The following is a 21,203-nucleotide window of genomic DNA, read 5'->3' as shown; positions in this document are numbered from 1 at the left end:
GGGGCCACTGGTGCGCTGGTACTGCTCCCCGCGCCTGCGGGGATGGTCCCCGCGCCCCGGCCGAGGCGGTGCAGCGGTGATCCTGCTCCCCGCGCCTGCGGGGATGGTCCCTACCAGGGCAGTCGCGGAGGATGGCTCAAGCCCTGCTCCCCGCGCCTGCGGCGATGGTCCCTTCGGCACCCCCGTGACCTACGGCACCCGCAACTGCTCCCCGCGCCTGCGGGGATGGTCCCCAGGGCGACGACGCCGTCACCCGCGCCGTGTGGCTGCTCCCCGCGCCTGCGGGGATGGTCCCAACCCCGACTTCGCCCACATGACCCGCCACCGCTGCTCCCCGCGCCTGCGGGGATGGTCCCGGCACCAGATCCACACGCCCGATCACCTCGAGCTGCTCCCCGCGCCTGCGGGGATGGTCCCGTCCGGTACTTGAGGTCCGCGTACGTCTGGCGCTGCTCCCCGCGCCTGCGGGGATGGTCCCAGCGTGCAGATGGATCTTGGTGGGGCGCTTAACTGCTCCCCGCGCCTGCGGGGATGGTCCCTCGGCGGCGACGACCCACTTGGTCCGCTTGTGCTGCTCCCCGCGCCTGCGGGGATGGTCCCGATCCACGCCGCGCTCGCGAGCGCAACCGGGTCTGCTCCCCGCGCCTGCGGGGATGGTCCCGGGTCCGGCAGATCCGGCTCACGCTCAATGCGCTGCTCCCCGCGCCTGCGGGGATGGTCCCCAGGCGGGGATCTTCATTCGAGACCCACCATCCTGCTCCCCGCGCCTGCGGGGATGGTCCCGGCCTCGGGCACGCCAGGAACTGCCCCCGTTCCCGTGCTCCCCGTGCCTGCGGGGACCCGAGATGGCCGACCGGTGCCTGGGCGTCCACGGGGGCAGAAGCCCCAGTGACGCCCAGGTGGTGTCACGGAAAGCGATTTTCTGCGGCCAGTTTGGTCAACCTTCTCCAGGTAATACGGCCACACCCGCGGATGATCGTTTGCGGCTCTTCCGCGAAGGCCGTTGTCGTCTGTGTCACGGAGGGTAACTGCGGCCGAGGACTTCGCCAACGCGTTCTGGGCGGGTACGAGGTTTACAGCTCGGGCCGTTCTCGCGGCACTGAGGTGGCTCTATTGGGCGGGCCGGTGCAGAGTCTTTCGCTCCATACAGGCCTTCAGGATGTGGTGCAGCGAACGCTGCACCACTCCCGGTCGAGGGAGGATCGAGCGGGGTGCAGCCGGGTGGAAACGGATGGATTTGCCCGTTCGAATGAGAAAGCTGCAGGTGAGAGCCGTCACTCTTATGGGTTCGAGTCCCACCCGCCCCACCATGGAAAAACCTTTTGACCTGCGGAAACGTTGCGAAGGGTGGTTTCCGGTGCGGCGTTCGCTTCCCACGGGTGTGGTGGAGCGGGCGCCATCGCTGCGCCTCATTCCGCAGCGGCCCTGCTGAGCTGCGGTATTCGGCTCATCTTCGGTGCGACGCCCTTGGATCGTCCCATGGTGCTCCCACGTCTCTCCCGCGCGACACGCCGCATATTATCTCGGATTGCATGAATATGCCGCCTTCTGTCCGATGTGCCCGCATTTAGTCGTTACCCAGATCGATCTCGATGACGAGGCGCTGGCCGAGGCGATGCGTCTCATGGGTGCCTCGACGAAGAAGGAAACGGTCAACGGGGCCCTACGGGACTACGTGGCGCGCATCAAGCGGCTGGAGGCTGCCGAGAAACTGGCCGCGCGGGGTGAGCGGGGCGAGTTCGAGGTTGCGGCCGCGGCGCATGCGGCTGCCAAGCGTGCGCGGGAAACCTTCGAGTGATCACGTATCTCCTCGACACCTCCGGTCTCTGGCATCTCTTCCACACGCCGGGGGCGTTGCGGCCCTGGGAAGGGCACATCGCAGCCGGCGTGTTCCAACTCTGTGAGCCATCGCGGACGGAGTTCCTCTACTCGGCCACCAGTCCGGCCCACCGCGACGAGTTGGCCGAAGAGGTGGACGCGCTCTGCCAGTCCTCGCCGGTTCCCAAGAACGCGTGGCGCTGGGTCGATACCGCGCAGCACAAACTCACCCAGCAGGGACAGCACCGCGCCACCGGGCCCATCGATCTTCTGGTGTGCGCGACCGCGGTTCATCACGGCCACACCGTGCTCCATGTCGACAACGACTTCGCCACGGTGGCGGCGGTCCTCAAGGAAGTGCAGCAGCGGGATGTACGCCGCTGACTGCTGGCGGGAGCATTCGGGATGATCCCCGCACCCGCGGGGACAATCCCGTCAGCCTCGGCCGCCGGGTCGGTGGCCGCAGGTGATGTGGCGAGTCCCAGCGCTTCTGGCGAACGACTTGACGGAGTCCTGGCGAAGCTGGCCAGCCGTTCTCTTTGCGTAGCGCTCTGAGAGGCTGTCCGCTCTCGTTCCAGTGGCTGGTCAGAGCCCCCGTGGATCAAAATCCAAGTGCGTATGAGCTGGTTCGCACTCGTATACTCGTGCGAGCTCATGGAGGGGGAGGTGGAGACAGTGAAGCTTGCTGAGGCACTGGCAGAACGTGCGGAAGCGACGCGCCGTGTAGAACAGTTGCGAGCGCGCGTCGTCAGCAGTGCGCGGTACCAGGAGGGGGAGACGCCCGCCGAGGATGCCGCCCAGTTGCTGGCTGAGGCCGGTGAGGTGCTGAGCGCTCTGGAAACGTTGATCCGACGGATCAACCGGACCAATGCCACCGTGGAGATGGGTTCGGACGGCACGCTCACCGATGCCCTCGCGCGCCGGGATGTCCTGCGGTTGCGTCACTCCGTGGTCACCGCGGCGGCGGACGCGGCAGCGGGCAGCGGCGAGCGGGGATACGGCCGACAGCTTCGGTCCGAGCTGATGATGCTTTCCGCGCTTCCGGTGGCGGAACTGCGCGGTCAGGCGGATGTTCTCGCGCGGGAGATCCGCGAGGTCGATGTGCGGATCCAGCGGATGAACTGGGAGGTGGATCTGCTGGACTGAGTAGTCCAGCAGGCGGGGACGATGTGGAGCAGGTAGCAGCTTCGGAGGCGTGCACACACCGAGGGCCGGCGGTTTTCCAGCCCACTCCTGGCGCGTGAAGAGCAACGCGGGGGTTCGACTCCCCATTAACACCGCAGCTCAGCACGGCGTACAGGTAAAGGTGCACATCGCACAGCACATCACCACGTGCAGATCCGAAGCGGTGAGGGCGGGTTCGGGGTTTTCCACATCGCAGCACTATGGACAACGGCGGTTCGAGCGCAACGGGAGCGTGCGAATGGCTGATCCGTACATCACTCTCAACGAGCTCGCCCAGGAGCTTCGGCCGATGTCACAGGGCATCGAGTGGTTCGAGAGCCTCTCCGCTGAAGAGCAGTCCAACACTCTGCGCCTCTTGTCACATTTCTGCATCCAGGCCCGCGCCACCGCCGAGGACGGCCCGGAAAGTATCCGACGCGCCGGACTTCGCGCCACGCACACACCGGCAGTTCTGATCACACGAGGGCGGATCGACCAGCAACTCGGAAAGATCGCCAGTCTCACCCCGCACGACGAGCGCCTCAAGTCATTCCGGCTACTGATCGCGGTGCTGGCCGTCGCCGACGAACGCCGACGAGAGCGCTTCTGCTCCGACGGTTGCGGCCACGCGTGGCATCGCCTGTCTGTCGACACCCCCGAAGCCTCGGCCTGATCCCTCGCGCTTTCGCGCCTACCGGACCAGTGGCCGGAGGGGAAACAACGCGCTCAGTCTCGGCAGTTTGCGCATCGCCTCATCTTCGCATCGCACGTCCCACTGCCCGCCGCGCGGCCCCCGATTGCCGCCTACAGCGCCCTCCTCGGCAGGCGAACCTGGAACTGCACGATCTCTGTCAGCGGCCTCCGCGACAACTCGTCACGCAACCCCGCCAGCCGTTCGTCCCGGCCCCGCGTCTGCCGTCGGCACTCTTCGATGAGCTTCCAGAAGGAATCGACTCGCCCACCGAAGCTCGTGGCGCAGAAACGATGCGACCAGGACGTACGTAACCTGATGGGTCGTCACGCAAACAGTGGCGGCCCTCTTGTTCACCCGTTCGGCGCGGGCCACCGCCGCGAGGCCCGTCACAGCGGGGCGTGCCAGGTCGCCGGGGCCGCTGCCTCGTCGGTTCGGCGGGTGCCGTCGTCCGTGACCGTCAGGCGTACTCCAGGGCGGCCGTCCGGCAGTGGTGCCCGGGTGTCGATCACGATGTCGATGCGGGAGATCGCCGGGCGGCGGGACGCCGTCGCCAGGGCGCGGCGCAGGTTCGCCAGGAGCCGGGACTCGGCCGGGTCGTCCAGGGCCGTCTCGACCGGGCCCGTGAAGTGGACCGACGGGGCGAAACCGAGGAGCGCGGCGGCGCCCGCCGTCTCGCGCAGGACCTTGCCGCGGAAGGTGGTGGGGGCGTCGGCGGGCGGCTGCTGGAGCGCGAAGATCGTGGTGCGGACCTCCTGGATCGTCGACTCCAGTTCGTCCACCGCCCCGGCCAGCGTCTCCCGTACGTCCTCCTCCTCGGTGCGGCGCTGGGTCGATTCGAGCATCATGCCCGTCGCGAACAGGCGCTGGACGACCAGATCGTGCAGGTCCCGGGCGATGCGGTCGCGGTCCTCGAAGACGGCGAGCCGCTCACGGCCCGTCTGCGCCTCGGCCAGCACCAGGGCGAGCGCCGCCTGCGTGGCGAACTGGGTGGCCAGAAGGTGGTCCACGGAGGTGTAGGGGCGCGCGCCGGGGCCGCGCGGCAGGGCCAGGGTGCCGATCAGCCGGCCGCCCGCCTGGAGCGGCAGCATCATGCTGGGGCCGAACCGGGACCGTACCTCGGTCGTCATCCGCGGGTCCGTCGCCGAGTCGTCGATGAACACCGGCTCCCCGGTGAGGAGTTGGGCCAGGACCGCGCTGCCGGGCAGGATCGTCGTGCCGATCAGGGTCTCCGGGTCGTCCGTGGTGGCCGCCGCCACGATCTCCATGCCGCCCGCCTCCGTGGGCTGCAGGACGACCCCGGCGGCGGCGTCGGCGAGCAGCCTGGCCCGCTCCGCGACCGTCGTCAGCGCGGAGCCGGGGCGGCCGGTGAGCAGCGCCGTGGTCACCGCCGCCGCGCCCTCGATCCAGCGTTCGCGCTGCCTGGTGGTCTCGTACAGGCGTGCGTTGCCGATGGCGATGCCTGCCTGGGTGGCGAGGATCCGCACCAGGTCCAGGTCGTCGTCGGTGAAACCGCCGGGGCGCTCGCCGCTCGGCTGCCCGGTCAGGCGCAGGCGGCCGAAGAGGCTCTGCTGTACGTGGATGGGGACGGCGAGGAGGTCCGGCGCGTGGACCACGGTGCCGGGCGCCTCGTCCGGCGGCAGCGCCGGGGGAGCGTCCCCGGTGCCCACCGCCTCGACCAGGCCGCCGTGGCCCGGGTCGAGGACGCCGAGGACACCGTGCCCGGCGCCGGTCAGGGCGACCGCGCTGTCCACGAGGTGCTGGAGGGTGGGGCGCAGTTCGAGCTCCGAGCCGACGTTCAGGACCGCCTCCAGGAGGACGGACAGGCCGGACGGGGCGCTCGGCTCGCGCACTGTCCCGGCCATCGTGTCCGCCTCCGTGGGTCGCCGCCGTGTCCCGGTCAGTCGGCCACCGGGTCCGGGATCCGCATGGGCTGGACCCTGCCCTCCATCATCGCGCCGAGGCCCTGCACCGCGCACACGTCGGGACGCTCGGCGATGCGTACCGGCATGCCCGTCGCGTCGCTCATCATCTGGTCGAGGCCGGGCAGCCGGGCCGAGCCGCCGACCATCGTGATCCCGCGGTCCGCGAGGTCGGCGACCAGGTCGGGCGGGCAGTTCCGGAGCACCTTGCCGATGCCGTCGAGCACAGCGGTCAGCGGGGTGTGGATCGCGTCGCGGACCGCCGCCGTGTCGACGTGCACCGAGCGGGCCCGGCCCGTCGTCACGTCGCGGCCGTGGATCTCGGTGCGCTCCGGGCCCCGCGTGGTGAGGCCGTTGCCGCTCAGGGCGAGATGGAGGGGGCGTACGGTCTGCGAGGGCAGCATCAGCTCGTGCTGCTGGCGCAGGTGCTGGACCACCGCCTGGTCGATGGCCTCACCGCCGACCGGGACCCGGACGGCCGTCACGATCGCGCCCATGGAGAGCACGGCGATCTGCGTCGTGGCCGTACCGCACACGATGACCATCGTGGCTTCGGGCTGCTCGACCGGCAGTCCGCAGCCGACGGCCGCCGCGATGAGGGTGTCGACCAGTTCGACGCGGCGCGCCCCGAGGCCGACCAGCGTCTCGATCGCCGCGCGCCGGGCGAGCGGATCCGCGTCGTGCGGGGCGCAGATCGCCGCGCGCAGGCGGGGCTTGCGGCGCAGGGTGCGGCGGAGCTTGTCGCCGATCAGGTGGCGCAGCATCCGCTGGGCCATCTCGATGTCGACGACGCTGCCGCCGCAGACGGGGCGCACGACGCGGATGTGGTCGGGGGTGCGGCCGGTCATCTTCTCCGCGAGTTCGCCGACCGCGATCAGGGCACCGGTGCGCGTGTTGACCGCCGCCGCGCTCGCCTCGTCGACGACGAGGCCGACGCCCTTGATGTAGACGCGGGTGCGGGCGGCACCGAGGTCGACGGCGAAGTGGCAGCGCTGCAACTGCTCCAGACTGACGGTCATGGCATTTCCTCCCGAGAGCGCAGACCGTGGGCGGGCCGCGGCCGCGGCCCTGTTCGCATCGTGCGGGCGCCATCCCGATCCCGCGCGCTGGGATGGGCCGAGCGGGGATGGGCCGGACAGGTGAAAGTTCCCTACGGCTGACCGCCCGTCAGCTCGGGCTGCCGTAAGGTCATCTGACGCCGCGTCGGGAGCGCAGGTGGCCGTGTCAGGGCTCGCCCGTCCCGGGCCCGGCGGCCTCGCCGCCGCGGACCGGCTGCCGGTGGCGGGAACGTGCCAGGGCAGCTTCCCGCCAGCACCAGTCAACTTCCCTGCAACAAAAGCACCTTGAGACTCTTCACAGCACTCGGGTGACCCCCGACCCGAGGCCGACGAGGAGAGGCGACGATGACCAGAGGACCTGCCGCGAGACGTGGCGCGGCCCTGCTGTCGGCCGGCATCGCGTTCGCGCTGCTGCCCGGCGGCGGCGCCCAGGCCGCCCCGACGGCCGCGCCGAAGGCGACGAAGGCAGCGGCCGCCGCGCACACCGTGACCCTGGTGACCGGCGACAAGGTGACCGTGACGGAGCTCGGCGGCGACAAGAGGACCGTCACCGTGGACCGGGCGCGGGGCGCGACCGGCGCCGTCCGCACCCAGGTGGCGCACGGCGACATCAGCGTCGTGCCCGACGAGGCCCGGCCCTACCTGGCCGCGGGCACCCTCGACGCGCGCCTGTTCGACGTCAGCGAACTGATACGGCAGGGCCTCGCGGACGGCAAGGCCGACGCGACGCCCCTCATCGTGACCTACGGCGGCAAGGCCGCCCGCGGCGCGCGCGCCGCCCCGAAGGGCGCCGAACGGACCCGGGCGCTCCCCAGCATCGGCGGCGCCGCCGTCGCCGCGGGCAAGGGGCGGACCTTCTGGGACGCCGCCACGAGCGCCGCCACGCCTCGCGGCGGATTCGCCGGCGGCGTCAGCAAGGTGTGGCTCGACGGGCGGGTCAAGGCCGACATGGCCGAGAGCAACGAGCAGATCGGCACCCCGAAGGCGTGGGAGGCGGGGCTCACCGGCAAGGGCGTGAAGGTCGCCGTCCTCGACACCGGGTACGACGCCTCCCACCCCGACCTCTCCTCGCGGGTCACCGAGTCCAAGTCGTTCATCGAGGGCGAGGAGGTCGCCGACCGCAACGGCCACGGCACCCACGTGACCTCGACCGTCGGCGGCTCCGGCGCGGCCTCCGACGGCAAGGAGAAGGGCGTCGCCCCGGACGCCACCCTCGCGGTCGGCAAGGTGCTCGACAACGCGGGCTCCGGCACCGAGTCGCAGATCATCGCCGGTATGGAGTGGGCCGCCAAGGACATCAAGGCCAAGGTCATCTCCATGAGCCTCGGCTCGCAGGAGGCCAGCGACGGCACCGATCCGATGGCCGCCGCCGTCAACTCCCTGACCGCGGAGACCGGCACGCTCTTCGTCATCGCCGCCGGGAACACCGGCGCGCCCACCTCCATCGGCTCGCCCGGCGCCGCCGACTCCGCGCTGACCGTCGGCGCCGTCGACTCCGCCGACCAGGCCGCCTACTTCACCAGCCAGGGCCCGCGCCTCGGCGACAACGCCCTCAAGCCCGACGTCTCCGCCCCGGGCGTGGACATCCTGGCCGCACGCTCCTCACTGGTCGAGGGCGACGGGTCGTACACCGAGATGAGCGGTACGTCGATGGCGACGCCGCACGTCGCCGGTGTCGCCGCGCTGCTCGCCCAGGAACACCCGGAGTGGAAGGGCCCGCAGCTCAAGGACGCCCTGATGTCCAGCAGCACGGAACTGGACGCCTCCGCCTACGCGTTGGGCGCCGGACGCGTGAGCGTGCCCGACGCCGTCGACGCGCGGGTCACCGCCACCGGCAGCGCCGACCTCGGCTACTACAAGTGGCCGTACGAGGAGAACAAGGCGGTGACGAAGACCGTCACCTACACCAACACCTCTGACGCGGCGGTGGAGTTGGACCTCGCGCTGCGGGGGGCGGCCGACGGTGTCGCCACGCTCTCCGACAGCACGCTGAGCATTCCGGCGCACGGCAGCGCCTCCACCACCGTCACCGGTGACGGCGCGAAGGCCCCCGTCGGCAACACCAGCGGGCAGATCGTCGCCAGTGCCGGGGGCAGGGCCGTCGCGCACACGGTGTTCGGGCTGGTGAAGGAGGAGGAGCGGTACACGCTGACCGTCCATGTGAAGGACCGGTCCGGCGCTCCGACCGCCGCCTCCCTCGGTGTGCAGCAACTCACGGCGAACACCGACCCGTTCCCGGCTGCCGTCGGCGACTCCGGCACGCTGGAGCTGCGCCTCAAGCCCGGCTCCTACTACCTGGAGTCCTATCTCGACGTGCGCGGCAGCCACGGCAAGGACTCGCTCGGGCTCGGCTACCTCGCCGACCCCGAGATCACGCTCGACCGGGACCGCGAGATCACCCTGGACGGACGGCAGTTGAAGGAGATCACCGCCGACGTCGGACGCACCACCCAGACCCGCCAGCTCGTCATGGAGGCCGACCGCGAGGCCGGCGGCGCCGCCTACTCCAGCGCCGTGCAGCTGCCCGTCCTGTACGACAGCGTCTTCGCCGCGCCCACCCACAAGGTCGGCGACGGCACCTTCGAGTACCGCACCGTATGGCGTCTGGGCAAGCCGACGCTCCAGGTCGACGGGGTGCGCGAGGCCACCGTGCAGGCGGGCGGCACGCTGATCGAGGGGCACCGCCGCCTCGGCCTCGTCGACGCGGGCGACGGCGCCCCCGCCGACTACACGGGCAAGAACGTGCGCGGCAAGGCCGTCCTGGTGCGCCGGAGCGCGGCGCTCACCCCGGCCGAGCTCGCCCAGGCCGCGCAGGACGCGGGCGCGAAGGCGCTGTTCGTGACCGACGACACGGCGGGCCGGCTCAGCGCCTGGTTCGGCCCCGACGACGGCACCGACCGGCCGCTGCAGATCGCCTCCGTCGACGCGGCGGGCGGCGCCACGCTCGCCGCGCTCGCCAAGGCGAGGCGGACCGTCTCGATGACCGGCACGCAGTACACGCCGTGGGTGTACGACCTCACCGACGAGCACAAGGGCGGCGTGCCGAGGGGGAGCCTCGGGTACCAGCCGTCCAAGCGTGAACTGGCCGTCCTGGACGCCAAGTTCCACGCCGTGAAGCCGCAGGACGGCGGCGAGTTCCGGTACTCGATCACCGACACGTTCCCGATCGGTATCGGCTTCCTGGAGAAGATCGCCTACCCGGCCGAGCGCACCGACTACGTCTCCACCGGCCCCGGCCAGACGTGGCACGAGTCCGTCCAGACCGGCCCGACCGACCTGGAGCAGCGCAGCGGCCTCGTCACGTACAAGGGCGGCACGCACCAGGAGCTGGACTGGTTCAAGCCGGTGTGGCACCCGTGGCTGGGCAGCGGTCTCGGCTGGGGCCAGACGCGCTCCGGCTCCACCCTCCAGTTCAACACGCCCGGCTGGGGCGACTCCGGGCCCGACCACACCGGCTTCGGCGACGCGTGGAGCGGCGACACCAACGGCATGGACCAGTACACGTCGGTCTTCGTGGACGGGGTGCAGGTCGACCGGAGGAAGAGTTCCGGGGCGTACGTGTGGGACGCCGACCCGGCCGAGCACACGTACAAGGTCGCCACGGACACCACGCTCGACCCGGCGCGCTGGGAGCTGTCGACCAGGGGCCACGCCGAGTGGACCTTCAAGTCGGCGCAGACACCGGCCGACCGGTGGACGTACCTGCCGCTGATCAACCTCGGCTTCGACGTCGACACCGACCTCGCGGGCGACGTCCGCGGCGGCTCGCGCGTCCCGGTCGGGGTGTACGGCCAGTACGTGAAGGACGCGTCCGGCACCGGCACCATCGGCGGCGGCAGGCTCGACGTGTCGTACGACGACGGCAAGACCTGGAAGCCGGTGGCGCTGGGCGGCCACGGCGCCTCCTGGAAGGGCAGCCTGAGCGTGCCGCGCGGCGCCGAGTACCTCTCGCTCCGCGCCTCGGCCAAGGACGACAAGGGCGGTTCTGTCTCCCAGGAGATCATCAGGGCGGTCGGCGTCTCGTAGGGGAACACCCTGCTGAGCAGGGGCTTTACGGCCGGGCCCGGTGCGGAGCGCTTCCGTGCCGGGCCTCGGCGTGTCAAGGCGTGATACGCGGTCGTCCGGGATGCGGACCATGGGTTGTGGCGGTGACCGTCGCCCGGACAGGATGCGGGCATGGCCCCGGTACTCGTCTCACGTCGTCACGTGGATCTGCTGCGTGTCGCGACGATGCTGTGTCGGGCCTCCGCGCGTCGCCGCACGGCTGGTCGCTGAAGCCCCTCCCGCCGATCTCCGGAGCGCCCCCGCCGGACGCCGAGGACTTCCGCCCGCCGTGACGGCGTTCCCGCCGCTCGCACCCCCGCCGCTCCCGGCCGCCCGGGGTGCTGTCCCGCCCCTGCCACCCCGTCGTAGGCCCGAGGTGCCCATGCCCGAGAACCGCCCGCTGTTGCACTGGTTCCTGCCCACCGGAGGGGACCGGGCCGATACCGGCCGGCCCGCGCGGGTCGCCCGCGCCGCCGAACAGGCCGGATTCACCTCGCTGTTCGCGCCCGTCGGGCCCGGCAGCGTCGACCCGTGGCGCCTCGCCTCCGTGCTCGCCGGGCAGACCGGGCGCATCGGTTTCCTCATCGGCGTCCGCGCCGGGTCCGTCAGCCCCACCCTCCTCGCCCAACAGGCCGACGCCTTCCGACGGTTCACCGGCGGGCGGCTGCGGCTGAACGTCGTCACCGGCGGCGAGTCCGCCGAACACCGCCCGACGGGCGATCAGTTGGCGCACGACCAGCGCTATGGCCGCACCGATGAGGTCATGGCCGTCCTGCGGAGCCTCCTCGACGGCGGGCGCGTCGACTTCCAGGGCCAGCACGTCCAGGTCGAGGGCGCGCGGCTGACCGAACCGGCCGTCGAGCACAAGGTGCCGCTGTACCTGGGCGGCGTCTCGGAGGCCGCCGCGAACCTCGCCGCGCGCCGCGCCGACGTCCACCTCCTCTGGAGCGAGCCGGAGGAGCCCCCGGCCGTCGTCGCCGCCCGCGTGGCCCGGCTGCGCGACCGGAACCCGGCCCTGCGCTTCGCGCTGCGGCTGCCCGCCGACGGCCGTGACCACGACGAGGTCGCCCGCCGCCTGTACGCGTACTGTCGCTCGGGCGTCGACGAGTTCGTGCTCTCGGGGCGCCCGGACCCGGACGACGCCCTGCGGGTGGGCGGGGAGGTGGCGCCGCGACTGTGGGCGCTGCTGGCCGACACGGAAGACACGGAAGACACAGCCGACACAGAAGGCGCGAGCGGTACGGGGGGCACGGTCGGCGCGGACGCCACGGTCTGCCGGGGAAACGCGACGGCGCCGCCTCCCCGTGGGACCGGGGGAGACGGCGCCGCTCTGGCGTCCGACGGGGTTACACCAGCCAGCCGACGAAGTGGACGAGACCGGCGAGGATGTCGGTGAGCAGGTTCATGGTGACGCGTTCTCCTTGCGATGGTGCATGTGTCTGGGACCAACACCCCGGCCCTGTATGGGACATGGGCCGGGAGCGCGGCAACTACGGTCTGCAGCCCGTTGCTTGCGCCCCGTAAGCATCGTTGGTCATTCGTGCCTCATGCAATCTCTGGCGCCACGATCACCTGTTCGCGGGAACAACTGCTCGCTTGTTCGTTTAAGGGATCTTGTCGGCGGCGCCGGACGCGATGCCCCGCACCACGCCGAGCTCCACCAAGTCCTGAGGCCGGATGCGCAGTTGGTCGGCCGTGTACGCGCTCTGGTCGGGCGGGCGCTTGAGGATGGCGGCGGCCAGCTCGGGCGCGATCACCGAGAAGTACGCGTCCGGGGTCACCCAGGTGTTGCCGGGCGCCGCCAGCGCCAGCGCGCCGCCCGAACCGCCCTCGCCGATGACCAGCGTGGTGACCGGCACCCGTGCCTCGGCGACCGCGAGGAACAACTCGGCGATGGCCGCGCCCGCACCCGCCCGCTCGGCCGCCGCGCCGCTCGCGGCCCCCGGGGTGTCGACGAGGGTGAGCACCGGGACGGAGAGCCGGTCCGCGAGCCGCAGCAGCCGGGCCGCGGTGCGGTAGCCGGCCGGTGTGGTGGCGGTGCCGCACTGCGCCGCGTACGCGATCGTCCGCCCCTCGCGCGCGCCGAAACCGCAGAGCATCCCGTCGTCGGTGCCGCCCGCGCGGTCCCCGCGGATCTCCTCCCGGTACGCGAAGTAGGCGCCCAAGTAGGCCCGTGCGCGCGGACGTTCGGGGGCCCGGGCCCGCTGGACCGCGTCCCGCCCGGTGGCCGGCAGATCGGTGCGGCCCAGGGCGCGGGGGACGGGCGCCGGGCCCCGGGCCGGCCGGGTCAGCAGCCGCAGCCGGCGCCCGAGCGCGGCGCGCAGCGCGTCCGGCGCCACGACCGCGTCGACCGCGCCCGCCCGCACCTGCGCCTGTGCCGTGTACGCCGCCGGGTCCGCGTCCGGTGGGCGTACGCGGGAACCGGCGAAGCCGATCTGCGCCCCCGGCAGGGCGAGCGTCACGTCGGCGCCGGCGCCCAGGGTGGCCCAGCCGCCGCCCGTCGTCGGATCGCGCACGACGGCGATCTGCGGCAGGCCCGCGGCGCGGGTCAGCGCCGACTGCCCGGCCACGCGCTGGAGCTGGACCAGCGCGATCATGCCCTCCTGCATCCGGCTGCCGCCCGTGGCGACGAGGGAGACGACCGGGAGGCGGTGCGCGCGGGCGTGGACGTGGGCCGCCTCGATCCGGTCGCCCGTCTCCCGGCCGAGCGAGCCGCCCAGATAGCCGAAGTCGAAGGCGATGACGACGGTGGCCGTGCCGTCGATCTCCGCGGCGCCGGTGACCACGGACTCCGCCTCGCCGGTCCGCTCCGCCGCGCGCGCCCGCGCCGCGCCGTAGCCCGGCCAGCCGAGCGGGTCGGGGCGCTCCGGCGGGGCGGGCGGCGGGAGTTCGCGGAAGGTGCCCGGGTCGCAGACCGAGTCCAGGACGCCGCGCGCGCCCGTGCCGTCAACCATCGGGCAGCGACCGCTTCAGGATCTTGCCCATGTCGTTGCGGGGCAGCGCGTCGAGGTAGCGGACCGTGCGGGGGCGCTTGTGCGGGGCCAGCCGGGCGGCCACGTGGTCGGCCAGCTCGTCGGCGCCCGGCGGGTTGTCGGCGTCGGCGGGGACGATCCAGGCCACCACCCGCTCGCCCAGGTCGGCGTCGGGGGCGCCGGTGACCGCGGCCTCCCTGACGCCGGGGTGCTCCAGGAGGGCGTTCTCGATCTCGCCCGCGCCGATCTTGTAGCCGCCGCTCTTGATCAGGTCGGTGGCCTTGCGGCCGATGATGCGGACCGAGCCGTCGGGGTCGCGCACGGCCATGTCGCCCGTGCGGAACCAGCCGCCCGGCGCGAACGCGGTCGCCGTGGCGTCGGGCCGGTTCAGGTACTCCAGGAACAGGTTGGGCCCGCGCACCTGGATCTCGCCGACGGCCGCGGGGTCCTCCGCGGGGACCTCGGTGGTGCCGTCGTCCTCGGTGAGGCGCAGCTCCACGCCGGGCAGCGGCAGCCCGACGGTGCCGGGGCGCGGCTCGCCCTCGGCCGGGGCGCCGGACCGCGGGCCCGGGGGCGTCCACCGGGACGAACACAGCATGAGCGTCTCCGTCATGCCGTACCGCTCCACGACCCGCTGCCCGGTGGCGGCAGTGATCCGCTCGTGGTCGTGGACCGGCAGCGCCGCCGAACCGGACACCAGCAGCCGCGCCGAGGAGAGCGCCTTGGCGAGTGCCGGGTCGCCAGGCAGCGCCTCCGCGACGCGGTGGTACATCGTGGGCACGCCGAACAGCATCGTCGCCCCGGAGGTCAGCTCGCGCGTGACGCCGGCCGTGTCGAAGCGGCCCAGGTGGCGCACCGCGCCGCCCCGGCGCAGCGGTCCGACGATCCCGAGGATCAGGCCGTGGACGTGGAACAGCGGCAGCCCGTGCACCAGGGTGTCCCGGTCCGTCCACTGCCAGGCGTCCCGCAGGGCGTCCAGCGTCGAGGAGACGGCGCGGCGCGGCAGTACGGCCCCCTTGGGCGGGCCGGTGGTGCCGGAGGTGTAGACGACGAAGGCGGGCGTGTCCGGGTCGCCGGGCTCGTCGGGCAGCGCCGCGGGCTCTCCCGGAGCGACGGGTACGTCGATGTCGACGCGGTCCAACGCGGCGAGCGCGGGCGGGAGTTCGGTGCCCGGCGCGGCCAGGACCATGTCCGGGGCGCTGTCCGCCACGATGTGCCCCAGCTCGCTCGCGCCCGACTTCGGGTTGACCGGGACGGCGGCGGCCCCCGCGAGCAGCGCCGCGACCACGCCGACCGCGGTCTCCAGGGTCGGCGTCGCCCACAGCGCGACCCGGGAGGCGCCCTTGATCCGGGAGGCGAGCGGCGCGGCCGCGGCGGCCAGTTCGCCGTAGGTCAGGGCGCGGTCGCCGAAGCGCAGCGCCGGGCGGTCGGGGGTGTCGGCCAGGGCCGGGAGGAGTCGGGACACGTGGACGCTCCAGATAGGATTGGTTCAGTGGCTGAGCCAATCCGAGCGTGCCGCCTGGCAGCCGTCCGCGTCAAGCACGTACGCTGCCGGGCACACGACGAGCCATGACCAGGGCGAGAAGACCAGGGCGAGAAAGGGCCGGCATGACCGACGCACTGCGGCCGATGACGGCGCGCCCGCGCCTGTACGAGCAGGTGCTCGACCGGCTGCGCGCGTACGTCGCCGAGGGCGGGCTGCGCGCGGGCGACCGGCTGCCGACCGAGCGCGACCTCGCGGCGCGGCTCGGGGTGAGCCGGGCCTCGGTGAAGCAGGCCATCGTCGTCCTGGAGGTGCAGGGCCTGGTGGAGGCGCGGCACGGCGGCGGCACGTACCTCATGCGCGACAGCCTGGACAGCGCCGTCGTCGAGCCGGTCGAGAGCCTCGTCGCACGCAAGAAGCGGCTGCCGGACGTCCTGGAGGCGCGAGAGGCGCTGGAGACCAAGCTCGCGGAGCTGGCGGCCGAGCGCCGCACGGAGGCCGACCTGGCGGCGCTGCGCTCGGCCCTCGGCCGGATGGAGCGGGAGATCGCGGAGGGCGGGCTCGGCGTCGAGGGGGACCGGCTGTTCCACGCGGCGGTGACCGAGGCGGCGCACAGCGCGCTCCTCGCGGCGTTCATGCGGGAGATCGACGAGCCCATCGCGGAGTCCCGTACGGAGTCGCTGCGCCAGCCCCGCAGGCCGGGCCGGTCGCTCGCCCAGCACCGGGCGATCCTCGACGCGATCGAGGCGGGGCAGGGGCGCGGCGCGGCGGCCGCGATGCGCAGGCACGTCCGTTCGGTGGCCAAGGTGCGGCTCCTGGAGTGGGACCCGGACGCCACCGGCGCCTGAGGCGAATCAGGAATTCCGCTTAATGTCGATTCCCCGGCTGACTGTGCGCCGCATTCCGGGGCACACGGAGCTGCACAAAGAAGTCCTGTAAAGCGACTTGCAAGGGGTGTGGACCATGTCGGCTTACGGTAATCGGCCTGCCGCTTCTACCGGTTCCCGGACGAATGGGCTCGCAGTAGCCGGACTTGTCTGCGGCATCGTCGGACTGTTCTTCCTCAGCTTCGTCCTGGGACCGCTCGCGATCATCTTCGGCGCTCTCGCGCTGCGTCAGAAGGCCGGCGGTGGCGGCGGAATGGCGAAGGCGGGCCTGATCCTGGGCATCGTCGACGTCATTCTCTTCATCGTGCTGATCGCGCTCGCGGCCAACGGCGGATTCAGCTGGTACGTCGGCGGATGACCGTGGTGCGGTAAGCGGGTGGGAAAGCACGGCGGGGGGGGGGGGGGGGGGGGGGGGGGGGGGGGGGGGGGGGGGGGGGGGGGTGGGGGGGGGGGTGGGGGGGGGGGAGGGGGAGGAGAGGGGGGGGAACCCACCCCCCCCCCCCCCCCCCCCCCCCCCCCGCCGCTTTTTCGTACCGGCACCCTCGGCCGGGGCGGACCCGCCGCTTCAGGGCCGGTTGAAGACCGAGATCCGTGTCCGGTGATGCCGGGGCCGCTCCGCCTCGTCGAGCACCGCCACCGCCAGATCCGCGTAGGAGAGCGTCGCGTCGTCCGGCGGCGCCGTGTCGTCGCCGGTCCGGTAGCGGCCGGTGCGCGGCAGCGCCGCGTCGAGCGCCGCGGGCGGCGTGAGCATCAGCCAGTCCGGCGCCGGGTGCGCGGCCCGCAGCCGCTCCAGGCCCGCCGTGTGCGCGCGGGCGAACGGCACGATGTGCGCGGGGAAACGGGACGGATCCGCCAGGACGGGGCGGCCCCCGGCGTCGAGGAGGTTCGCGAACAGGCCGACGAAGAGAGGCCGGGGCACGCCCGAGCCGAGCAGCGCGTCGGCCGCCTTCACGAAGAACCCCGGGTCGAGACCGGCGAACCCCCGCTCGGGGCCGGAGAACGGGGAGACCGCGTGCACCGCCGCCCGGTGGCCCGGCGCCAGCTCCGCCATCCGGCGCGCGTCCGTGACGTCGCCTGTGACCAGGTCGACGCCGTCGCCCGCGAGATCACCGTGGCGGGCCACATCCCGTACGACAGCCGTCACGTGGAGCCCGCGGGCCCGCGCCTCCGCGGTCACCGCGCGGCCCGCCCGGCCGCCGGCGCCCACGACCAGAATTCTGAAGTCAGTGGTCATGGCCGGGACCGTAGCCCCGGCTGCCCCGGTTACCGCAACGGAACCGGGGGACGCCGCGTGGACCCGCCGCGTTAGCCTCGGGGCATGGCCGCGCCACTGGACCCGGAGATGTTCGACCCGCTGTGCCCGTCCACCGCGATGCCGGTCCGGATCGGCGACAAGTGGACCGGCATGATCGTGCGGTGCCTGGAGGGCGGCCCGCGCCGCTTCGGCGAACTGCGGGGGGCGCTGCGCTCCATCACGCCCAAGGTGCTCGCCGAGACGCTGCGCGCGATGGAGCGCGACGGGCTCGTCACCAGGACCGCGTACGACGAGAACCCGCCGCGCGTCGACTACGCCCTCACCCCGCTCGGCCACAGTCTGACCGCGCTGATCGACGCCGCCAGGACCTGGAGCGAGGAGCACCTGCCACAGCTGCTCGCGGCCCGGCGGGCGGCGACACCACGTTCCCCGGAGGAGTAACCCCGTATGTCCCGCATAGCCCTCGTCACCTGCCGGCCCGGCCCCGACATCAGCGTCGACCGTGATCTGCCGCTGCTCGCCGCCGAGCTGGAGCGGTCGGGGGCGCAGGCCGCCGTCGCGTACTGGGACGACGCCGACGTCGACTGGGCCTCGTTCGATCTCGCTGTCATCCGGTCCACCTGGGACTACAGCTGGCGGCGCGAGGAGTTCCTGGAGTGGGCGGCGCACTGCGCGTCCCTCACCCGGCTCGCCAACCCCGTCGACGTGCTCCGCTGGAACACCGACAAGCGCTACCTCGGCGACCTGGCCCGCGCGGGCGTGCCCACCGTGCCGACCTCGTACGTCGCGCCCGGCGAGGTCCCCGCGCTGCCCGCCGACGCGGAGTACGTGATCAAGCCGGCCTCGGGCGCCGGGTCCCGGTACGCCGCCCGCTACACCCCCGCCGAACGGGACGTCGCCCTGCGGCACCTGGCCCGGATGCACACCGAGGGGCTGACCGCGATGGTGCAGCCGTACCTCGCGGGGATCGACGTGAGCGGGGAGCGGGCCGTGCTGTTCTGCGGCGGCTCCTTCCTGCACGCCATCCGCAAGGGTGCCGTGCTCGCCCCCGGTGTCGCCTACGACGAGCGGAAGGTCGCCCACCCGGCGCTGGCGCCGTGGCAGCCGACCGAGGACGAACTCGCCGTCGCGCGGGCGGCGTTGGCCGTCGTGCCGGGCGGCCCCGACCAACTGCTGTACGCCCGGGTCGACCTCGTCGACGGCGCGGACGGGCGGCCTTGCGTGATGGAGCTGGAGCTCGTCGAGCCGAACCTGTTCCTGAACACCGTGCACCCGGGGTCCGTACGCGTCGTCGCCGAGGCGATCATCAAAGCCGCCTGAGCCAGGGCCCGGGGTCTCAGACCTCGGTCCAGCGCTGCAACAGCCCCCAGGTGAACTCCGCCCGCACCCGGCGCGGCTCGCCCGCCACCTCGTCCGGCGCCGTGAACGCCAGGCCCCAGCGGGTGGGCGCCGAGCCCTCCAGGGGGCGGGCCGGGGCGAAGGCGCGGGCCGCCTCGTCGACCGTGCAGGACCACGGGGTCAGGTCGGCGAGGGTGCGCAGCGGTGGGGCCGGGGTGCCGGGGGCGCGGATCAGCCACTCGTTCCAGACCGCGCCCGTGGGCGAGAGCAGGACCTCGAAGCGCAGGCCGGGCCAGAGCGGGACCGGCCACAGCAGGGCCTCGCAGGCGAGACCGCCCACCTTGCGGGTGAGCCGCGTCTGCGGCGCGCCGAGGATCGAGCGGTAGCGGGTGACGGCCGAGCGCCCGCCGCGCGCGTGCAGCATCGCCTGCCAGCGGCGGTTCGCCTCCCGCATGTCGGCCACGGAGACACCGAGGTCGGCGCGGGCGCTCTCCACCAGCTCCGGGTTGTGGTCGGCCATGCGCCGCAGCAGCACCAGCTGGAAGTGGAGCGGCGTGAAGGGTTCAGCGGGTCCGGTGGGCGTGGGGCGTGGCATGTCTCCCATGGTCGCGCACCGGCCCGGGCAGCCGCCCGTCCGGCAGGAACAGCACCGAGTTCACATAGCGCGGCCGGCGCCCGGCCGGGGTGAGGGCGCGGCGCAGCAGCCCCTGCGAGGCGATGTGCTCCGTGGTGTGCTGGTGCGCGGGCAGGTCGAAGTCGGCCAGCGGCAGCCAGGTGTCGGCGGGCAGGACCCAGCCCCGGTAGCCCCGCGCGTGGAGGTGGCCGACGACGGGGGCGATGGGCTGGATCCTGGTCTCCAGCTCGATGAAGAGGGCCGGGCGGTCCCGGGTGAGCAGCGCCTGGGCGCCGCGCAGCACCGGCAGCTCGGCCCCGTCCACGTCGATCTTGATGAAGTCGACGTCGCGCAGGGCGAGGGCGTCGAGGGTGACACAGGGCACGGGGTGCGGGGTCGGCGCGTGCAGGTCCTCGCGGCGGACCAGGGAGGAGACGCCGCGCTCACCGCGTTCGTCGTGCGGGGGCTGCCACAGCGGCGCCGCCCCCGGCCGGTCGCTGGCCGCGGCCTGCACCACCCGCACGTTCGGCGGGGCGGCGGCGGCGAGGGTCCGGGCCAGGTGCGGCACCGGTTCCAGGGTGACCACGCGCCGGGCGCGGGCCGCGAGGCGGTGCGTCCAGGGCCCGTACCAGCCGCCGACGTCGACCGCCGTGCCGCACCGGCCGCCCGGCGCGGGCAGCATGTCGGCGAGCCGGGCCAGTTCGGGCTCGAAGCGCGGGTACAGGGCTCTGGCCGTCGCGGCGGTCAGCCGCGCCGGGAGGTAGGGGCCGACACGGGCGGCGAGAGTGGTCACGGCGCCGTCCGCCCCGTCTCCTCCAGCTGTTTGAGGACGCGCTCGTGCTCGTCCTCGGGGAGCTGTTCGCCGGAGGACGGCAGCAGCTGCGGGATGCCGTCGACGATGGGGTAGCGCCGGTGCAGACGCGGGTTGTAGAGCGCGGCGCCGTCCGTCAGGAGCAGCAGCGGCCCTTTGTCGAGGGGGCAGGCGAGGATGCGCAGCAGCGGGTCGTCAGGGCTCATGGGGTGCATGGGGGAGCAACTCCCTGGGGGGTGGGGTGGGCGGGGGCGGAGAGGGGGCCGGAGCCGGGTCGTGCTTCGGCATCAGCAGGAGTACGACGACGGCGAGCGCGGTGCCCGTCACGCGCAGGCCCAGGCGCAGCGGCTCGGACGGCAGCGACTCGCCGAACGCCACGGTCCCGAGCACCGCGGTGAACAGGCAGGTCACCGTCGTGCACACCGGCACGATCAAGGAGGCCCGGCAGCGCTGCAACGCCGCCTGCGACATCACGAGCCCGCACGCGCCCGTGCACAGCAGCAGATACGGGTACGGGGATCTGAACAGCGCCGGGACGTCCGGGAGTACACCGGACACCCCCTTGATCGCCAGGGAGCTGACCCCGTACAGCAGCCCCACCGCCACGCCGTACTCGACGCCGGTGGTGGGCATCCGGTGCCGGTGCCGGGCCCTGCGTTCGGCCGCCGCGTAGAGGTACAGGCCCGCGGCGAGCGAGGGGACGCAGACCGTGAGGATGAGCGGGGCAGGGGCGCCGCCGCCGACCGCGTCCTGGTCCCGCCCGCTCTCGCGCAGCGACAGCACCACCATCAGCAGCGCGAGCAGGATCGCGGCGATGGCGTACCGCTCGCGGCCCGACGTGCGTTCCCCGAGCAGCCGGGAGGAGAGCAGGAGCAGCAGGACGAGCCCGGAGACGAAGATGCCCTGCGCCGCGGCGATCGGCAGGGTGCGGTAGACGGCCAGTTGGGCGCCGAACCCGGAGGCCAGGGCGGTGGAGCCGGCGAGCCACAGCGGGCTCGTCACGACCTGGCGCAGCAGGTGCGCCGGGCGGCGGACGCTGATCTCGGGCAACCCGGTGAGGGCACGTTTCTCCAGGACGAAGCCGACGGAGTAGAGCGTGTTGGCGAGCAGTGCCGCGCCGACTCCCCATGCCACGGCGGGCATCGCG

General features: G+C 73.1%; 20 protein-coding genes and 1 CRISPR repeat array (1 of these 21 only partly in view). Of the genes, 10 read left to right on the top strand and 10 right to left on the bottom strand.

Annotated features, from left to right (window positions below; translation table 11 throughout):
• Nucleotides 1–783: direct repeats of the CRISPR family, unit length 29 nt; unit sequence CTGCTCCCCGCGCCTGCGGGGATGGTCCC; it reaches 1,443 nt to the left of the window's first position.
• Nucleotides 784–1,555: 772 nt separating this feature from the next.
• The 4 genes from ACZ45E_RS07200 to ACZ45E_RS07185 all read left to right on the top strand — a co-directional run bounded on the left by ACZ45E_RS07200 (nt 1,556) and on the right by ACZ45E_RS07185 (nt 3,655).
• On the top strand, nt 1,556–1,798 hold the full coding sequence (locus ACZ45E_RS07200) for a type II toxin-antitoxin system VapB family antitoxin (RefSeq protein WP_468218257.1): 243 nt from the start codon (nt 1,556–1,558) through the stop codon (nt 1,796–1,798).
• Complete coding sequence (locus ACZ45E_RS07195; protein ID WP_468217583.1) at nt 1,795–2,202, top strand: PIN domain-containing protein; 408 nt, start codon at nt 1,795–1,797, stop codon at nt 2,200–2,202. Before ACZ45E_RS07200 ends, ACZ45E_RS07195 begins: the two co-directional genes overlap by 4 nt.
• Before the next feature lie 291 nt (nt 2,203–2,493).
• A complete protein-coding gene (locus ACZ45E_RS07190) occupies nt 2,494–2,964 on the top strand; it encodes a DIP1984 family protein (protein ID WP_468218256.1) in 471 nt (156 codons plus the stop codon).
• A 277-nt stretch (nt 2,965–3,241) separates the two neighbouring features.
• Nucleotides 3,242–3,655: a DUF5958 family protein gene (locus ACZ45E_RS07185; protein ID WP_403646094.1), complete on the top strand. Its 414-nt coding sequence runs from the start codon at nt 3,242–3,244 to the stop codon at nt 3,653–3,655.
• A 131-nt stretch (nt 3,656–3,786) separates the two neighbouring features.
• Here the strand turns inward: ACZ45E_RS07185 and ACZ45E_RS07180 are convergent, their stop codons facing one another.
• The 3 genes from ACZ45E_RS07180 to ACZ45E_RS07170 form a co-directional block, all read right to left on the bottom strand.
• Entirely contained in the window at nt 3,787–3,915 is a 129-nt protein-coding gene (locus ACZ45E_RS07180) for a hypothetical protein (protein ID WP_468218254.1), read from the bottom strand.
• Nucleotides 3,916–4,062: 147 nt separating this feature from the next.
• Complete coding sequence (locus ACZ45E_RS07175) at nt 4,063–5,538, bottom strand: sensor histidine kinase (RefSeq protein ID WP_468217580.1); 1,476 nt, start codon at nt 5,536–5,538, stop codon at nt 4,063–4,065.
• A 35-nt stretch (nt 5,539–5,573) separates the two neighbouring features.
• On the bottom strand, nt 5,574–6,614 hold the full coding sequence (locus ACZ45E_RS07170; protein WP_468217578.1) for a rod shape-determining protein: 1,041 nt from the start codon (nt 6,612–6,614) through the stop codon (nt 5,574–5,576).
• Between the two features lie 384 nt (nt 6,615–6,998).
• Between ACZ45E_RS07170 and ACZ45E_RS07165 the strand changes: the two genes are divergently transcribed.
• Both ACZ45E_RS07165 and ACZ45E_RS07160 read left to right on the top strand, forming a co-directional pair.
• Nucleotides 6,999–10,679 (top strand): S8 family serine peptidase, encoded by a 3,681-nt coding sequence (locus tag ACZ45E_RS07165; protein WP_468217575.1) that lies wholly within the window; start codon nt 6,999–7,001, stop codon nt 10,677–10,679.
• A 400-nt stretch (nt 10,680–11,079) separates the two neighbouring features.
• Nucleotides 11,080–12,093: an LLM class flavin-dependent oxidoreductase gene (locus ACZ45E_RS07160; RefSeq protein WP_468217574.1), complete on the top strand. Its 1,014-nt coding sequence runs from the start codon at nt 11,080–11,082 to the stop codon at nt 12,091–12,093.
• A gap of 208 nt (nt 12,094–12,301) precedes the next feature.
• Here ACZ45E_RS07160 and ACZ45E_RS07155 read toward each other — a convergent pair whose 3' ends face one another.
• Both ACZ45E_RS07155 and ACZ45E_RS07150 read right to left on the bottom strand, forming a co-directional pair.
• Complete coding sequence (locus ACZ45E_RS07155; protein ID WP_468217572.1) at nt 12,302–13,651, bottom strand: carboxyl transferase domain-containing protein; 1,350 nt, start codon at nt 13,649–13,651, stop codon at nt 12,302–12,304.
• On the bottom strand, nt 13,644–15,134 hold the full coding sequence (locus ACZ45E_RS07150; RefSeq protein ID WP_468217570.1) for an acyl-CoA synthetase: 1,491 nt from the start codon (nt 15,132–15,134) through the stop codon (nt 13,644–13,646). Before ACZ45E_RS07150 ends, ACZ45E_RS07155 begins: the two co-directional genes overlap by 8 nt.
• Before the next feature lie 143 nt (nt 15,135–15,277).
• Between ACZ45E_RS07150 and ACZ45E_RS07145 the strand changes: the two genes are divergently transcribed.
• Nucleotides 15,278–16,000: a FadR/GntR family transcriptional regulator gene (locus ACZ45E_RS07145; RefSeq protein WP_468217568.1), complete on the top strand. Its 723-nt coding sequence runs from the start codon at nt 15,278–15,280 to the stop codon at nt 15,998–16,000.
• Nucleotides 16,001–16,115: 115 nt separating this feature from the next.
• Nucleotides 16,116–16,397: a DUF4190 domain-containing protein gene (locus tag ACZ45E_RS07140; RefSeq protein WP_468217566.1), complete on the top strand. Its 282-nt coding sequence runs from the start codon at nt 16,116–16,118 to the stop codon at nt 16,395–16,397.
• Between the two features lie 207 nt (nt 16,398–16,604).
• Here ACZ45E_RS07140 and ACZ45E_RS07135 read toward each other — a convergent pair whose 3' ends face one another.
• Nucleotides 16,605–17,273, bottom strand: a complete 669-nt coding sequence (locus ACZ45E_RS07135; RefSeq protein WP_468217563.1) for an NAD(P)-dependent oxidoreductase — start codon at nt 17,271–17,273, stop codon at nt 16,605–16,607.
• 84 nt (nt 17,274–17,357) lie between these two features.
• Here ACZ45E_RS07135 and ACZ45E_RS07130 point away from each other — a divergent pair, with 84 nt between their 5' ends.
• Both ACZ45E_RS07130 and ACZ45E_RS07125 read left to right on the top strand, forming a co-directional pair.
• On the top strand, nt 17,358–17,735 hold the full coding sequence (locus ACZ45E_RS07130) for a winged helix-turn-helix transcriptional regulator (protein ID WP_468217562.1): 378 nt from the start codon (nt 17,358–17,360) through the stop codon (nt 17,733–17,735).
• 6 nt (nt 17,736–17,741) lie between these two features.
• Nucleotides 17,742–18,614 (top strand): ATP-grasp domain-containing protein, encoded by an 873-nt coding sequence (locus tag ACZ45E_RS07125; protein WP_468217561.1) that lies wholly within the window; start codon nt 17,742–17,744, stop codon nt 18,612–18,614.
• Between the two features lie 16 nt (nt 18,615–18,630).
• Here the strand turns inward: ACZ45E_RS07125 and ACZ45E_RS07120 are convergent, their stop codons facing one another.
• From ACZ45E_RS07120 to ACZ45E_RS07105, 4 genes are read right to left on the bottom strand one after another with little or no spacing between them, the layout of a single operon-like run.
• Entirely contained in the window at nt 18,631–19,227 is a 597-nt protein-coding gene (locus ACZ45E_RS07120) for a hypothetical protein (RefSeq protein WP_468217559.1), read from the bottom strand.
• Nucleotides 19,196–20,038: an FkbM family methyltransferase gene (locus ACZ45E_RS07115; protein ID WP_468217556.1), complete on the bottom strand. Its 843-nt coding sequence runs from the start codon at nt 20,036–20,038 to the stop codon at nt 19,196–19,198. The genes ACZ45E_RS07120 and ACZ45E_RS07115 overlap by 32 nt, the downstream gene beginning before the upstream one ends.
• Nucleotides 20,035–20,262, bottom strand: coding sequence for a Trm112 family protein (locus ACZ45E_RS07110; protein ID WP_468217554.1), 228 nt, complete (start codon nt 20,260–20,262; stop codon nt 20,035–20,037). Before ACZ45E_RS07110 ends, ACZ45E_RS07115 begins: the two co-directional genes overlap by 4 nt.
• Nucleotides 20,252–21,199, bottom strand: coding sequence for a DMT family protein (locus ACZ45E_RS07105; RefSeq protein ID WP_468217551.1), 948 nt, complete (start codon nt 21,197–21,199; stop codon nt 20,252–20,254). The genes ACZ45E_RS07110 and ACZ45E_RS07105 overlap by 11 nt, the downstream gene beginning before the upstream one ends.
• Between the last annotated feature and the right edge of the window lie 4 nt (nt 21,200–21,203).

The organism is Streptomyces sp. NPDC030991 (assembly GCF_055571235.1).
Note: the sequence above shows the minus strand (reverse complement) of the source record. Positions and strands in the feature narration are given on the sequence as shown.

Excerpts from the sequence above, each read along its gene's own strand:
- ACZ45E_RS07200 (WP_468218257.1), top strand. The coding sequence starts at position 1,556 with ATGTGCCCGCATTTAGTCGTTACCCAGATCGATCTCGATGACGAGGCG.
- ACZ45E_RS07185 (WP_403646094.1), top strand. The coding sequence starts at position 3,242 with ATGGCTGATCCGTACATCACTCTCAACGAGCTCGCCCAGGAGCTTCGG.
- ACZ45E_RS07175 (WP_468217580.1), bottom strand. The coding sequence starts at position 5,538 with ATGGCCGGGACAGTGCGCGAGCCGAGCGCCCCGTCCGGCCTGTCCGTC.
- ACZ45E_RS07170 (WP_468217578.1), bottom strand. The coding sequence starts at position 6,614 with ATGACCGTCAGTCTGGAGCAGTTGCAGCGCTGCCACTTCGCCGTCGAC.
- ACZ45E_RS07165 (WP_468217575.1), top strand. The coding sequence starts at position 6,999 with ATGACCAGAGGACCTGCCGCGAGACGTGGCGCGGCCCTGCTGTCGGCC.
- ACZ45E_RS07160 (WP_468217574.1), top strand. The coding sequence starts at position 11,080 with ATGCCCGAGAACCGCCCGCTGTTGCACTGGTTCCTGCCCACCGGAGGG.
- ACZ45E_RS07155 (WP_468217572.1), bottom strand. The coding sequence starts at position 13,651 with ATGGTTGACGGCACGGGCGCGCGCGGCGTCCTGGACTCGGTCTGCGAC.
- ACZ45E_RS07145 (WP_468217568.1), top strand. The coding sequence starts at position 15,278 with ATGACCGACGCACTGCGGCCGATGACGGCGCGCCCGCGCCTGTACGAG.
- ACZ45E_RS07140 (WP_468217566.1), top strand. The coding sequence starts at position 16,116 with ATGTCGGCTTACGGTAATCGGCCTGCCGCTTCTACCGGTTCCCGGACG.
- ACZ45E_RS07135 (WP_468217563.1), bottom strand. The coding sequence starts at position 17,273 with ATGACCACTGACTTCAGAATTCTGGTCGTGGGCGCCGGCGGCCGGGCG.
- ACZ45E_RS07130 (WP_468217562.1), top strand. The coding sequence starts at position 17,358 with ATGGCCGCGCCACTGGACCCGGAGATGTTCGACCCGCTGTGCCCGTCC.
- ACZ45E_RS07125 (WP_468217561.1), top strand. The coding sequence starts at position 17,742 with ATGTCCCGCATAGCCCTCGTCACCTGCCGGCCCGGCCCCGACATCAGC.
- ACZ45E_RS07120 (WP_468217559.1), bottom strand. The coding sequence starts at position 19,227 with ATGCCACGCCCCACGCCCACCGGACCCGCTGAACCCTTCACGCCGCTC.
- ACZ45E_RS07110 (WP_468217554.1), bottom strand. The coding sequence starts at position 20,262 with ATGAGCCCTGACGACCCGCTGCTGCGCATCCTCGCCTGCCCCCTCGAC.
- ACZ45E_RS07105 (WP_468217551.1), bottom strand. The coding sequence starts at position 21,199 with ATGCCCGCCGTGGCATGGGGAGTCGGCGCGGCACTGCTCGCCAACACG.